Source organism: Streptomyces sp. NPDC001880 (genome assembly GCF_053594575.1).
In genome coordinates, this window is record NZ_JBSFET010000004.1 from 96,811 (window position 1) to 111,270 (window position 14,460).

General features: G+C 69.9%; 9 protein-coding genes and 3 tRNA genes. 4 read left to right on the forward strand and 8 right to left on the reverse strand.

All coding sequences use genetic code 11. The annotated features are described in order from the left end of the window. Positions 1-208: 208 nt before the first annotated feature. The 6 genes from ACWCQ6_RS04035 to ACWCQ6_RS04060 form a co-directional block, all read right to left on the reverse strand. A complete protein-coding gene (locus tag ACWCQ6_RS04035; protein WP_451085203.1) occupies positions 209-1,474 on the reverse strand; it encodes an MFS transporter in 1,266 nt (421 codons plus the stop codon). A gap of 58 nt (positions 1,475-1,532) precedes the next feature. Further along, positions 1,533-3,416 carry an ABC transporter ATP-binding protein gene (locus ACWCQ6_RS04040; protein ID WP_451085204.1) on the reverse strand — a complete coding sequence of 628 codons (1,884 nt, stop codon included), beginning with the start codon at positions 3,414-3,416 and terminating at the stop codon, positions 1,533-1,535. A 125-nt stretch (positions 3,417-3,541) separates the two neighbouring features. Next, positions 3,542-3,748 (reverse strand): hypothetical protein, encoded by a 207-nt coding sequence (locus tag ACWCQ6_RS04045; RefSeq protein ID WP_451085205.1) that lies wholly within the window; start codon positions 3,746-3,748, stop codon positions 3,542-3,544. Positions 3,749-4,455: 707 nt separating this feature from the next. Next, positions 4,456-4,529, reverse strand: a tRNA-Ile gene (locus tag ACWCQ6_RS04050). Between the two features lie 234 nt (positions 4,530-4,763). Further along, positions 4,764-4,836 (reverse strand) — tRNA-Asn (locus ACWCQ6_RS04055). A 5-nt stretch (positions 4,837-4,841) separates the two neighbouring features. Next, positions 4,842-4,914, reverse strand: a tRNA-Asn gene (locus tag ACWCQ6_RS04060). Between the two features lie 193 nt (positions 4,915-5,107). Here ACWCQ6_RS04060 and ACWCQ6_RS04065 point away from each other — a divergent pair. From ACWCQ6_RS04065 to ACWCQ6_RS04080, 4 genes are all read left to right on the forward strand, one after another. Continuing rightward, positions 5,108-5,407 (forward strand): YtxH domain-containing protein, encoded by a 300-nt coding sequence (locus tag ACWCQ6_RS04065; RefSeq protein ID WP_451085338.1) that lies wholly within the window; start codon positions 5,108-5,110, stop codon positions 5,405-5,407. 68 nt (positions 5,408-5,475) lie between these two features. Beyond that, positions 5,476-6,921, forward strand: a complete 1,446-nt coding sequence (locus ACWCQ6_RS04070) for an FGGY family carbohydrate kinase (RefSeq protein ID WP_451085206.1) — start codon at positions 5,476-5,478, stop codon at positions 6,919-6,921. A gap of 168 nt (positions 6,922-7,089) precedes the next feature. Further along, positions 7,090-8,823, forward strand: a complete 1,734-nt coding sequence (locus ACWCQ6_RS04075) for an ABC transporter ATP-binding protein (RefSeq protein ID WP_451085207.1) — start codon at positions 7,090-7,092, stop codon at positions 8,821-8,823. Then, a complete protein-coding gene (locus ACWCQ6_RS04080) occupies positions 8,823-10,754 on the forward strand; it encodes an ABC transporter ATP-binding protein (protein ID WP_451085208.1) in 1,932 nt (643 codons plus the stop codon). Before ACWCQ6_RS04075 ends, ACWCQ6_RS04080 begins: the two co-directional genes overlap by 1 nt. Before the next feature lie 286 nt (positions 10,755-11,040). Here the strand turns inward: ACWCQ6_RS04080 and ACWCQ6_RS04085 are convergent, their stop codons facing one another. Next, a complete protein-coding gene (locus ACWCQ6_RS04085) occupies positions 11,041-12,174 on the reverse strand; it encodes an RNA polymerase sigma factor (protein ID WP_451085340.1) in 1,134 nt (377 codons plus the stop codon). A gap of 326 nt (positions 12,175-12,500) precedes the next feature. After that, the gene (gene dnaG, locus ACWCQ6_RS04090; protein ID WP_451085209.1) at positions 12,501-14,408 is read right to left on the reverse strand and encodes a DNA primase; all 1,908 of its coding nucleotides are present in this window, start codon (positions 14,406-14,408) and stop codon (positions 12,501-12,503) included. Positions 14,409-14,460: the final 52 nt, after the last annotated feature.

Consider the following 14,460-nt stretch of genomic DNA (forward strand, 5'->3'; position numbering starts at 1 on the left):
GGACCGAGAGCTTGGGGAAGGGGCGTTGGCGACCGACGACGACTCGGGAGCGTGCATGCCAGGACGTGGCCGCCCGGCCGGAGGCCACCCGGTCGTGGGCCGCCCGGTCGTGGGCCGCCCGGTCGAAGGCCACCCGGTCGAAGGCCACCCGGCCGGAGGCCAACCGGTCGAAGGCCGCCCGACAGGCTCTGAGGCGCGGGCGGGGCGGTCATGGCTGCGGGTCCCGCGCGTCGTACCGCGCGAACCCGCGCCACCGCAGCGCCAGCAGGGCCACGGCGACGACACAGGCGATCCCGCCGCCGGTCACCGCCAGGGCGGGCGAGGCCAGGTCGGCGACCGATCCCGCCAGGAAGTCGCCGAGCCTGGGCCCGCCCGCGACAACGACGATGAACACTCCCTGGAGCCGCCCGCGCATCTCGTCCGGCACGGCTGCCTGGAGCATGGTGTTGCGGAAGACCATCGAGGTGGTGTCCGCGCACCCGGCGAGCGCCAGGAAGAGCAGCCCGAGCCAGAGCTGCCGGGTCAGGCCGAAGACCGCGATGGCGGCGCCCCAGCAGGCCACGGCGATCAGGACGGCCAGCCCGTGCCGCCGGACGCGCCCCAGCCAGCCGGAGAACACCCCGCCGAGCAGCGCCCCGAGCGCCGGGGCGGCGACCAGCAGCCCGGTGGTCCGCGCGTCCCCGCCGTACCAGAGGACGGCGACGACGGGGAACAGCGCCCGGGGATGGGCCAGCACCATGGCGCACAGATCGGTGAAGAAGGTCATCCGGAGGTTGGGCCTGGTCCCGAGGAAGCGCAACCCGTCCGCGACGGACGCCCGCTTGTCCCCCGTTCCCTCCTCGCGCTGCGGCAGCATGGCGGGCAGCCGCCACATCGCGTGGAGCGAGGCGGTGAAGGTGATGGCGTCGACCGTGTACGCGGCCCGGTAGCCCCACCAGCCGACGACGAGCCCGCCGAGCATGGGCCCGAGCAGCATTCCGGTGGTGCTGGTCATGGAGTTGAGCGCGTTGGCGGCGGGCAGCTGCTCGGCCGGCAGCAGACGGGCGATCATCGAGCTGCGGGCCGGTGCGTTGACCGCGAAGCAGGCCGCCTGGAGGCCGACGATCGCGTACAGCAGCCCCACCTGCTCCACCCCGGCGACGGTGATGGCGACGAGGGCGACGGAGAGCGCGAACGACCCGGCGGAGCTGGCCAGGCCCAGCTTGCGGCGGTCGATGGTGTCGGCGACGGCCCCGCCGTACAGCCCGAAGACGACCAGCGGCAGGAACGAGCAGAATCCGATGAGCCCGACCGAGAAGGCGGAGCCGGTGATGTCGTAGACCTGGAGCGACACGGCGAGCGAGGTCATCCCCTGCCCGATCCAGGAAACCGTGTTCCCGAACCAGAGCCGCCGGTAGTCGGGCGAGCTCCGCAGAGGTGTCAGATCGGCGAATATGCGGGTACGAGGGGCGGGTCCTTCGGTCGTTTCGGTCACGCCGGATAGTAACGGCCGGGTCGGTCCCTACAGTTGGGGGCTTGTTTCCCCGGGCCGGCTACCTCCAGTGGATTCCTGACGGCCGGGCAGGCTTGTACACCGTTCCGTTGTGCGGCCTGGAGCGGCGCTCGAACAGCGTGGCGTACAGGCCGCTCCTGCCGAGCAGTTGGGCGTGGGTGCCGGACTCCACCAGCCGGCCCTCGTCCAGGACGAGGATGCGGTCGGCGTCCGCGGCCAGGGCCAGGTCGTGGGTGATCACCATGGTGGTGCGGCCCCGGGCCAGCCGCCGCAGCGGTTCCAGGATGCGCTCCGCGGCCAGCCGGTCCAGTCCGGTGGTGGGCTCGTCGAGGAGGAGGACGGGTGCGTCGCGCAGCATGGCGCGGGCGATGGCGATGCGCTGCAACTGGCCGCCGGAGAGCCGGGAGGTGCCGGGGGCGATCACGGTTTCATATCCCTCCGGGAGGGCCTCGATGAACGCATGGGCGTCGGCCTCCCGCGCAGCCCGCACGACGTCGTCGTGGCTCGCGTCGAGGCTTCCGCAGCCGATGTTCCGCTCGATGGTGTCGTGCAGGACGAGGGTGTCCTGCGGCAGCAACGTGACGTTCCGGCGGAGGTACGTCAGCGGCATCCCGTCCACGGACACACCGTCCAGCCGTACGCTGCCGGCGTCCGGGTCGTAGAACCGCAGCAGCAGCGCCGCCAGGGTCGACTTGCCCGCACCGCTGGGGCCGGTGATGACCAGCAGTTCACCGGGGTTTGCGGTGAACGAGAGGTCCCTGAGCACCATCTCGCTGCTGCCGGGGTAGTGGAAGAACACCTGGCGCGCCTCCACCCGGCCCAGCGCCCGGCTTCGCGGCGGCACCGGCACACGGTCGCCCGGGTCGGTGACGGCGGGCTCGGCGTCGAGGATCTCCAGCAGTCGTTCGGCGCCCGCGGTAGCGGCGGTGGCGGTCAGACCGAGCTGGCCCAGCGAGCGGATCGGCGGGTAGAGGTAGCCGATGAAGGCGGCGAAGGCCAGGAGCTGTCCGAGGGTCATCCGGCCGGCCGAGATCTCCCAAGCCCCCAGGCCGATGATCGTCAGGACGCAGAGCGTTTCGAGGACCTCGATGAACTGCTCGTAGAACTCGGTGAGACGGACGGCCCTCACCGCGGTCCTCAACCGGACTCGCGCCTTGCTGCTGAGCCGGTCCTCCTCGTCCTGCTGCCTGTTGTACGCCTGCGTCATGACGACGTTGACCAGTGTCTCCTCGACCACCGCCGTGATGGCGCCGTCCGCCGCACGGCCGCGCCGGGACACCGCTCGCAGCGGCCCGGCGAACCCGCGGGTCGCGATCACGAGGATCGGGACCATGACGAAGGTGGCGAGGGCCAGGTCCCAGCGGAGCCACACGGCCGCAGCGGCGTAGAAGACGGTGCCGAACAGCGCGGACGCCGCCCCGACGATGCCGGAGACCACCAACGCCTCGATGGCCTCCACGTCGCCGGTCAGCCGCTCCACCAGGTCACCGCGGCGATTGCGCTGGAAGAAGTGCGGCGGGAGATTCTGGAGATGGCCGAACACGCGGGCCCGCAGCCGCAGCACGAAGCGTTCGGCGGTCCAGGCCGCGAGCGAACTGCCCAGGTACCCCAGCACGGCACCGGCGACCGCCACGGCGAGCCACTGACCGGCGGGCTTCCAGAAGGCGCTGACGTCGCCGCTCTGCAGCGCCTTGTCGGTGAGTTCGGCGAAGAGCAGGACGGTGACGGTCTCGGCGAGGGCGGCCAGGATCGCACAGATGAAGATGACGACGAGCCAGCGCCGGTCGCCTCTGGTCAACGGCCAGAAGCGCCGGAAGGACGCCAGGATGCTGACGGGGTCGGTACGGATCGGAACGTCCGTCACCGGGTCCTCGGGCGGCTCTTCGGTACGGGCGGAACGCTGGAGCGGGCTGTGAAAGCGCATGGGCATCACGTCACAGAGGTGCTCGGGCCAGGGACCGTAACCATGGGCCCCATACGACGAGGCGGACCCGCGCGGTGTGCGCGAGCCTGCCTCGCATTGGGGTCAGGGACCGGGAGTGAAGGGTGTCAGTAACCCCAGCCGCGTCCACCACGGCCGTAGCCGTAGCCGTAGCCGCCATAACCGCGTCCGCCGTATCCACCGCGTCCGCCGTATCCACCGCGTCCGCCGTATCCACCGCGTCCGCCGTATCCACCGCGTCCGCCGTAACCGCCGCGTCCGCCGTGGCCGCCGTGTCCGCCGTCCCTGTGATCGAAGATGCTACGAACCTTCATCTTCGCCTCCTTCGGAGGGTGCTACTGCGCCGCTCCTTGCTCTTGCTGCGGCACTTTCGACACTACGACTACCCCCTACGACCAACAAGTCGTGCAAGCCACAATCCGAATAAAAGTTAAAAACAATAGCAATCTGCTCACAGGGTCGTCATAAGTGACTCTCCGCAGACCCCATGCCGGCCCGGCCCGGACACCGATGCCCTTCCAGCGGCCCCACCTTCGCCCACGGCAACGGGGCTCCGGCTGACGAGGAAAGGCGGCGTGATCCCCATTCAGGGAGCATCCCCGCGGGCGCGGGGTCGACCGTCCTGTGCCGCTGACGTGGTGGTCGTAGTGCGGACCATCCCCGCGGGCGCGGGGTCGACGCGGGCGCGGCGGCAGCGTCGCCGGGTACCGCCGGAGCATCCCCGCGGGCGCAAGGACAACTGGGTACTTGACGTTTTTGTGATGGTCTGTCACGGACCATCCCCGCGGGCACGGGGACAACCCTCTACGAAAATCTGTAGGTGGTCAGGCTGCGGAACCATCCCCGCAGGCGACGCGGGGGCAACCAGAGTCTGGCCCAGACCTACGGCGCCGCCGACGGACCATCCCCGCGGGCGCGAGGACAAGTTTTGCTGCACCACCGCGAAGCGTACGCTGCATGCAAAACACGGCCGGAAAACGCGTTTCCCCAGGTCAGAACGATTCTGCCTGGGGATGCTCGGTGGGGCGGGTGGGACTCGAACCCACGGCCGACGGATTATGAGTCCGCTGCTCTAACCGGCTGAGCTACCGCCCCTTTTCGGCGTGGCGCGTACAAGTGTGCGCGCCGTCTGCCGCAGCATAGCCGGTCATACGATCTCTCGCTCCGGATGGTCGGCTTCGCATGACCATGAAGACCGCGCCGCACCCTGCCCGGTTCCGATCCGAGCGAAGTTGACGCGAAAGAGTCACCTACGTCCCGCACGCACCACGGCGACGATCCGACCACGGGCACGCGAAAGAGGACCCCGCAGGGTCCTCTTCCGTTCGGCTCCCCCGACTGGACTCGAACCAGTAACCCTCCGGTTAACAGCCGAATGCTCTGCCAATTGAGCTACAGGGGATCGCGCTCCCCCGACTGGACTCGAACCAGTAACCTGCCGGTTAACAGCCGGCTGCTCTGCCAATTGAGCTACAGGGGATTGCTGCGTATGCACCGAACCCTACCTACCTGGCTGCTGCCGGGCGGCGCGCGTTCGCTGCGACACATACATTAGCGCAAGCAGGGGGGTGCTTTGCCAATCGGTATCCCCCGGGGTGATCTCGGGTGCCCGCGGGTAGGCGGGCACCACACGTCGCACTGAGCGTCGCACTGAGCAAGGAAGGGTGGCAGCCATGCGGTACCGGCTCACGTTCATCGCCGGACTGGCCCTCGGATACGTGATCGGGACGAGGGCCGGGCGCGAGCGCTACGAGCAGATGAAGAAGTCCGCGCGCCAGTTCGCCCAGAATCCGGCTGTGCGCAACACCGCCGAGTCCGCGGCGCAGAGCGGCCGCGACCTGGCCGGCAAGGCGTACCACGCGGTGAGCGAGAAGGTCGGCGAGAAGGTGCCCGCCTCGGTGGCCGACCGGGTGCGGTCGCTGCGGGAGCGCGGGCAGAACGGCGAGGACGACTGGGGCACCAGCAACACCTAGCAGGACAGCACCACCACTGCCGCGCCACCGGTACGGAAAAGCCCCGGCGGTGCGGCAGAATCTTGGGCATGGGGATAGTCGCCGGCTTGGACAGCTCTTCCGCCTTCACGCACATCGTCGTCTGCGATACGGACACGGGCGCCGTGCTGCGCCGGGGGTTCGCCGCGCACCCCGTCGAGCCGAAGGCCACCGAGGTCGACCCTCAGGCGTGGCTGCTCTCGCTCGGTGAGGCCGCCACCGAGGGGCTGCTCGAAGGGGTGCAGGCCATCGGCGTCTCCGCCCAGCAGCACGGCCTGGTGCCGCTGGACCACCAGGGCAACCTCGTCCGCCCGGCACTGCTCGGCAACGACAAGCGGGCCCAGGCCGCCGCGGCCGATCTGATCGACGGGCTCGGCGGGCGGCAGGCCTGGGCCGAGGCGGTCGGGGCGGTGCCGCAGGCCGCGCAGCCGGTGTCGAAGCTGCGCTGGCTGGCACGTACCGAGCCGGAGGCGGCCCAGCGGGTGGCCGCGGTGCTCCAGCCGCACGACTGGCTGGTGTGGCAGCTGCTGGGGCGTCCGGCCCGGCGGACCACCGACCGGGGCGCCGCGTCCGGCACCGGTTACTGGTCTGCGGACACCGGTTCCTACCGGCCCGATCTGGTGGAGCTCGCGCTCGGGCACCAGGCCGCGCTGCCCGAGGTGCTCGGCCCCGCCGACGCGGCCGGGACGACGCCCGAGGGGCTGCTGATCTCCGCGGGGACCGGCGAGACCATGGCCGCGGCGTTCGGGCTCGGGGTCGGTGCGGGCGACGCGGTGGTGTCGCTGGGGGCGTCGGGCTCGGTCATGGCGGTGCACCACGAGGCGCTGTCCGATCCGGCCGGGACGATCACTTCGTTCGCGGACGCCACCGGGAAGCATCTGCCGGTGGTGCACACCTCCAACGCGGTACGGGCGCTGCGCGGGACTGCCGAGATGCTCGGCGTGGAGGGCCTCGAAGAGCTCTCCACGCTGGCGCTGAAGTCCACGCCGGGCGCCTCCGGGCTGGTGCTCCTGCCGTACCTGGAGGGCGAGCGGACGCCTCAGCTGCCGCACGCCGCGGGGACGCTGTGCGGGCTGCGGCGCGAGTCGATGAAGCCGGAGCATCTGGCGCGGGCTGCGTTCGAGGGGATGCTCTGCTCGCTGGCCGACGCGCTCGATGTGCTGCGCGGCCGGGGCGTCGAGGTGCGGCGGGTGTTCCTGCTGGGGGCGTCGGCCGAACTGCCCGCCGTGCAGGGGATCGCTCCGGCGCTGTTCGGTACGCAGGTGGTCGTGCCGCAGCCCGCCGAGTACGCGGCACTGGGCGCGGCCCGGCAGGCGGCCTGGGCGCTGGGGGTATCGCAGGGAACGGCCGATCCACTCATTCCCCCGGCCTGGCAGGGCGCCGCGGCGCAGGTGCTGGAGCCGGGCGAGGAGCTGGCGGCCGGGCAGGCGGTGCGCCGGCAGTACGTGGCGACGCGGGACCAGATCCACCCCGGAGCGTTCGACTCCGCACGCTGAGCCGCCCACCTGTGCGACACGGCCGGGTACACCAGTGGGGATGAACCCCTCCACTTGTGTACTCGGTCTGTTTTTTGACCTGGTCTTGAGTAAAATCGCTCGCAGTCGCCGTCGCCGGTGCCGGAAAATGGATCGACTCCCGCCCTCTGCCGACTCCGAGAGACACGCGTGCTCATAAAACTCCTGCGGGCCTATCTCGGTCCGTACAGAAAGCCCATCCTGCTGCTGGTTCTTCTCCAGCTGCTGCAGACCTGCGCCAGCCTCTACCTGCCCACCCTGAACGCCGACATCATCGACAACGGTGTCGTCAAGGGGGACACCGGCTACATCCTCGAATTCGGCGGCATCATGATCGCCGTCAGCATCGGCCAGGTGGTCTGCAACATGGGGGCCGTCTACTTCGGCGCCCGTACCGCGTCCGCGCTCGGCCGTGACATCCGGGCATCGGTCTTCGACCGGGTGCAGTCGTTCTCGGCGCGTGAGGTCGGACGGTTCGGGGCGCCCTCGCTGATCACCCGTACGACCAACGACGTCCAGCAGATCCAGATGCTGGTACTGATGACGTTCACCCTGATGGTGTCGGCCCCGATCATGTGCGTCGGCGGCATCATCATGGCGCTCGGCCAGGACGTCCCGCTGTCGGCGGTGCTGCTCGCGGTCGTGCCGGTGCTCGGCATCGCAGTGAGCCTGATCGTGAAGCGGATGCGTCCGCTGTTCCGCACCATGCAGGAGCGGCTCGACACGGTGAACCGGGTGCTGCGCGAGCAGATCACCGGCAACCGCGTCATCCGCGCCTTCGTCCGTGACGGTTACGAGGAGCAGCGGTTCCGCGGCTCCAACACCGAGCTGACGGACGTGGCGCTGTCCACGGGCCGGCTGATGGCACTGATGTTCCCCACCGTGATGACAGTCGTGAACGTCTCGTCGATCGCGGTGCTCTGGTTCGGTGCCCACCGCATCGACAGCGGCGGCATGGAGATCGGCGCGCTGACCGCCTTCCTCGCGTATCTGATGCAGATCGTCATGTCGGTGATGATGGCCACCTTCATGTTCATGATGGTGCCGCGCGCCGAGGTCTGTGCCGAGCGCATCCAGGAGGTCCTGGAGACCGAGTCCAGCGTGCTGCCCCCGGTCAAGCCGGTCCGCGAGCTGCGCGCCCGCGGACATCTGGAGGTGCGCGGCGCGGACTTCCGCTACCCGGGCGCCGAGGAGCCGGTGCTGCGGGCGGTGGATCTGGTGGCCCGCCCCGGCGAGACCACCGCGATCATCGGGTCGACGGGCAGCGGGAAGTCGACGCTGCTCGGTCTCGTACCGCGACTGTTCGACGTGACGGACGGCCAGGTGCTGGTCGACGGTACGGACGTGCGGACGCTGGAGCCGGCGCTGCTGGCGAAGACCGTGAGCCTCGTGCCGCAGAAGCCGTATCTGTTCTCCGGGACGGTCGCGACGAACCTGCGGTACGGAAACCCGGACGCGACCGACGAGGAACTGTGGCACGCGCTGGAGGTGGCGCAGGCCAAGGAGTTCGTCACGGCGCTGGAGCACGGTCTGAACGCGCCGATCGCGCAGGGCGGCACCAATGTCTCGGGTGGGCAGCGGCAGCGGCTGGCCATCGCCAGGACGCTGGTGCAGCGGCCGGAGATCTATCTCTTCGACGACTCGTTCTCCGCACTCGACTACGCCACCGACGCCGCGCTGCGCGGGGCACTGTCGCGGGAGACGGCCGAGGCGACCGTGGTGATCGTGGCGCAGCGGGTGTCCACCATCCGCAACGCGGACCGGATCCTGGTGCTGGACGAGGGCCGGGTCGTCGGCTCCGGTACCCATCACGAGCTGATGGACGGCAATGAAACGTACCGGGAGATCGTGCTCTCCCAGCTGACGGAAGCGGAGGCCGCGTAATGGCCGGGCCTGGCGGACGCATGATGGCGGGCGGGGCGCCGACCGACCGGTCCATGGACTTCAAGGGGTCCTCGAAGCGGCTGCTCAGGCGCTTCGGGACGGAGAAGGTCTCGCTGTACGGGGTGCTGGCGGCCTGTGTGCTGAGCGTCGCCCTGTCGGTGATCGGGCCGAAGATCCTCGGCCGGGCGACCGACCTGATCTTCGCCGGGGTCGTCGGCCGGGAGATGCCCGGGGGGACGACCAAGGACCAGGCCGTCGAGGGGCTGCGCAAGAGCGACAGCGGCCTGGCCGACATGCTCTCCGGGGTGGACTTCGTCCCCGGTCACGGCATCGACTTCGGCGCCGTGCGCGACGTACTGCTGGTGGCGCTGGCGGTCTATGTCGGCGCCGGTCTGCTGATGCTGGTGGCGACCCGGCTGTCGATCCGGATCATCAACCGGATCGTTTTCCAGCTGCGCGAGGACATCCAGACGAAGCTCTCGCGGCTGCCGCTGTCGTACTTCGACCGGGCCAAGCGTGGCGAGGTGCTCAGCCGGGCGACGAACGACATCGACAACATCTCGCAGACGATGCAGCAGACGATGGGCCAGCTCATCAGCTCCCTGCTCACCATCGTCGGCGTGCTGATCATGATGTTCTGGGTCTCGCCGCTGCTGGCTCTGGTCGCGCTGGTGACGGTGCCGCTCTCGGTGGTCGTGGCCACGAAGGTCGGCAAGCGCTCGCAGCCGCAGTTCGTGCAGCAGTGGAAGGTGACGGGCAAGCTCAACGCCCACATCGAGGAGATGTACACCGGGCACACCCTGGTGAAGGTCTTCGGCCGGCAGGAGGAGTCCGCGAAGGACTTCGCCGAGCAGAACGAAGCGCTGTACGAGGCCGGTTTCAAGGCGCAGTTCAACAGCGGGATCATGCAGCCGCTGATGATGTTCGTCTCCAACCTGAACTATGTGCTGATCGCCGTCGTCGGTGGCCTGCGGGTCGCTTCGGGGGCGCTTTCGATCGGTGACGTGCAGGCGTTCATCCAGTACTCGCGGCAGTTCTCGATGCCGCTGACACAGGTCGCCTCGATGGCGAACCTGGTGCAGTCGGGCGTCGCCTCGGCCGAGCGGATCTTCGAGCTGCTGGACGCCGAGGAGCAGTGCGCCGACCCCGCGCCCGGCGAGCGCGAGCGCCCCGAGGAGCTGCGGGGCAGCGTCGCGCTGGAGAAGGTGTCGTTCCGTTACGACCCGGAGAAGCCGCTCATCGAGGATCTGTCGCTGAACGTCGAGCCCGGCCACACGGTCGCGATCGTCGGCCCGACGGGCGCCGGCAAGACCACGCTCGTCAATCTGCTGATGCGGTTCTACGAGGTGACGGGCGGCCGGATCACGCTGGACGGGGTCGACGTGACGAAGATGTCGCGCGACGAGCTGCGGCAGGGCATCGGCATGGTCCTCCAGGACACCTGGCTGTTCGGCGGTTCGATCGCGGACAACATCGCGTACGGCGCTTCGCGCGAGGTCACCCGCGAGGAGATCGAGGAGGCGGCGAAGGCGGCCCACGCCGACCGGTTCATCCGTACCCTGCCGGACGGCTACGACACGGTGATCGACGACGAGGGCTCCGGCGTCAGCGCGGGCGAGAAGCAGCTGATCACCATCGCGCGGGCGTTCCTGTCCGACCCGGTGATCCTGGTGCTCGACGAGGCGACCAGCTCCGTCGACACCCGTACGGAGGTGCTGATCCAGAAGGCGATGGCGCGGCTGGCCCACGGCCGTACGAGCTTTGTGATCGCGCACCGACTCTCCACCATCCGGGACGCCGACGTCATCCTGGTGATGGAGAACGGCTCGATCGTCGAACAGGGCACGCACGAGCAGCTGTTGGCCGCCGAGGGTGCCTATGCCCGGCTGTATTCGGCGCAGTTCGCGCAGGCGGTCGCCGAGGTCGACTAGGGCGTGTCCGGCGGATCAGGGTCGGACAGGGCGCGGCGTCCGGTGCGGTGCATCGCAAGGCGCCGGAGCGTCTTGAAAGCGGAGCTGTTCGGACGTTTCGGCAACGCCGCGAGGCGCCGTGCCAGACGCCGCGACCCCGGCCATGATCCGCCGGACAGACCCTAGGTTTCGAAAGCAGCGTCGTCCGCCCCGACCAGGCGGGACTTTCGAACACACGCCTTAGGAACGCTGTCCGTTCGGATGTGAGGGCCCGCACCGCCGCCCGGCGGTGCGGGCCCTCGTGCCGTCAGTCGAGGTAGCCGCGGAGCTGGTCGGCGAAGGCGTGGTCGCGCAGTTTGCCGAGGGTCTTGGACTCGATCTGACGGATGCGTTCGCGGGTCACGCCGAAGATCCTGCCGATCTCCTCCAGGGTGCGGGGCCGCCCGTCGTCCAGCCCGTAGCGCAGCTGGACCACCTTCCGCTCGCGCTCGTTGAGAGTCGAGAGCACCGCTTCCAGGTGCTCTCGCAGCAGCAGGAACGCGGCGGACTCGACCGGGGACGCGGCGTCGCCGTCCTCGATCAGGTCTCCGAGGGCGACGTCTTCCTCCTCGCCGACCGGGGCGTGCAGCGAGACCGGTTCCTGGGCGAGCCGCAGGACTTCGCCGACCCGCTCCGGGGTGAGGTCGAGCTGGCCGGCGACCTCCTCCGCCGTGGGCTCGCATCCGCGCTCCTGGAGCATCCGGCGCTGGACGCGTACGACGCGGTTGATCAGCTCGACGACATGGACCGGGACCCGTATGGTCCGCGCCTGGTCGGCGAGGGCGCGGGACATGGCCTGACGGATCCACCAGGTCGCGTACGTGGAGAACTTGTAGCCCCGGGCGTAGTCGAATTTCTCGACGGCCCTGATCAGCCCGAGGTTTCCCTCCTGGACCAGATCGAGCATGGTCAGCCCGCGGCCGACATAGCGTTTGGCCACGGAGACGACGAGCCGGAGGTTGGCCTCGATGAGGCGGCGCTTGGCCATCCTCCCCATGACCACCAGCCGGTCGAGGTCGACGGCCAGCCGGGTGTCCGGGTCCGGGGTGCTCGCGAGCCGTTCCTCCGCGAAGAGTCCGGCCTCGACGCGGCGGGCGAGCTCCACCTCGTCGGCGGCGCTGAGCAGGGGGATCCGGCCGATCTCCCGCAGATACTGGCGGAAGAGGTCGGAGGACGGACCGGCGGTCTCCGGACGGCTCCGCGGCCCGGCCGTCCCGGGAGCCCGGGGCGGCTCCTCCGAGAGCGGCTCCGGCGGCTCGTTCGGTAACGGCGGCTCCACCGCGCCCTCCGGACGGTGCACGGCCCGGTTCTGTGCGGGGACGGCCGAGACGTGCTCGGTCTTGGTCAGGGTCCGGGTCTGCACGGGGGCGACCTCCAGGTGATCGCTGCCGGACCGCGGGATGGAGGACCACCGTTCGGTGGGCCGCCCGCGCTCCGATGTCTCAGGCACCGCCCCCAGTGTGGGGGAAGACACATCGCCGCCACGAGGGGCGTGCGACGACTTTCTGAGTCCGTTCCGTGACCGGTCGGTTACGCGGGGGCGCTTGCCGTGCCGGGTGCTCGCTCAGGACCTGTCGGGTGACCTCGGTTCGGATGGCGGACGCGGTCCGGTGCATGCGATTCCAAGGCGGAGGAGGGTGTGACCGCGGAGCGTCGGCGACCCACGGCAATGCGGGAAGCGCGCGCTCCAGGGCGTGGCCGCCCGGTCGGAGGTCGCCCGACAGACCCTCAGAGCGCGTCGGCCCCGCTGTTGCGCAGGGACTGGGCGTACTGCTGGAGGACCCAGACCTCGTTCTGTGCGGCCGCCAGGTGGTCCGGGGCGACATTGCTGCCCAGCCGGGCCAGGCTGCCCTGTACCTCGTTGATCCGGCGGTCCACGGCGCGCAGCCGGACCTTGACCAGATGCTCGCCCGCGTACGCCTCATCGATGGTCTTGCCGTGGAAGACCTCGACCGCCAGCTCGGTGACCAGCTTGCGCACCGTGTCGTCGGGGGTCGCGTCGAGCACCTGGGCCAGGTATTCGCGGGTCTCCGGGACACCCGTCTCGGCGCCGCCCGCCTCCGCGATGCACTGGCGGACGGCGGCGTACGGCGGGGCGGTGAACTCGTCCGCCCCGTAGGCGTCGAAGGCCGGTGAGACGAGTGCCGGCTTCTGCAGGGCGAGCTTCAGCAGCTCGCGCTCGGTGCGGTGGGCGGGGCTGCGGAGGTTGAGGGCGGGGCCCGAGGGTACGGCGGGTGCCTGGATCTGCTGGTGCCGGCGGTCGCCTCGGGAGGGGGGCTGGGCAGGGCCCCGCTGGTCGCCCCGCTCGCGGGCCCAGCGGGCGAGCTGGCCGACGCGCTTGACGACGAACTGGGTGTCCAAAATGCCGAGCATGCCGGCCAGCTGGACGGCGACCTCGTGCTGCGAGGAGCTGTTCTTGATCCGGGCGACGACGGGGGCCGCCTCGTCGAGCGCGGCGGCGCGGCCGGCCGGGGTCTCCAGGTCGTACCGGCCGACGATCTGACGGAGTGCGAACTCGAAGAGCGGGGTGCGGGGTTCGACCAGGTCGCGGACCGCCTCGTCGCCCTTGACCAGGCGCAGATCACAGGGGTCCATGCCGTCCGGGGCGATCGCGATGTACGTCTCCGCGGCGAACTTCTGGTCGTCCTCGAAGGCGCGCAGGGCGGCCTTCTGCCCGGCCGCGTCGCCGTCGAAGGTGAAGATCACCCGGGCGCTGCCGTTGTCCATCAGGAGCCGGCGGAGGATCTTGATGTGATCGCCGCCGAAGGCCGTGCCGCAGGTGGCGATGGCGGTGGTGATCCCGGCGAGATGGCAGGCCATGACGTCGGTGTAGCCCTCGACGACCACGGCCCGGCTGGCCTTGGCGATGTCCTTCTTCGCCAGGTCGATGCCGTACAGCACCTGGGACTTCTTGTAGATCGCGGTCTCGGGGGTGTTGAGGTACTTCGGGCCGTTGTCGTCGTCGCGCAGCTTGCGGGCGCCGAAGCCGACGATGTCGCCGGAGGTGTCGCTGATCGGCCACATCAGCCGGCCGCGGAAGCGGTCTATGGGGCCGCGCCTGCCGTCCTGGGAGAGGCCGGAGGCGATCAACTCCTTGTCGCTGAAACCCTTGCCGCGCAGATAGCGGGTGAGGTGGTCCCAGCCCGCCGGGCTGTAGCCGACGCCGAAGTGGGCGGCGGCTGCCTGGTCGAAGCCGCGCTCGGCGAGGAACTTCCGGCCGATCTCGGCCTCGGGGCCGTCCAGCTGCTCGACGTAGAACTGGGCGGCCACCTTGTGCGCCTCGACCAGCCTGATGCGCTCGCCGCGCTGGTGGGAGGGGTTGTAGCCGCCCTCCTCGTACCGCAGGGTGATGCCCGCCTTGGCGGCGAGCCGCTCGACCGTCTCGGAGAACGAGAGGTGGTCGATCTTCATGACGAAGGCGATCGTGTCACCGCCCTCCTGGCAGCCGAAGCAGTGGAAGAGACCCTTGCTCGGGCTGACCTGGAAGGAGGGGGACTTCTCGTCGTGGAAGGGGCAGAGGCCCTTGAGGTTGCCACCGCCCGCGTTGCGCAGCTGGAGATACTCGGAAACGACGGCGTCGATCGGGACCGCGTCCCGTACCGCCTTCACGTCGTCGTCATTGATCCTGCCTGCCACGGATGAAGTCTACGGGTGGGGTAGGACAGCCGTGCCGCGCGCCGATGTGATC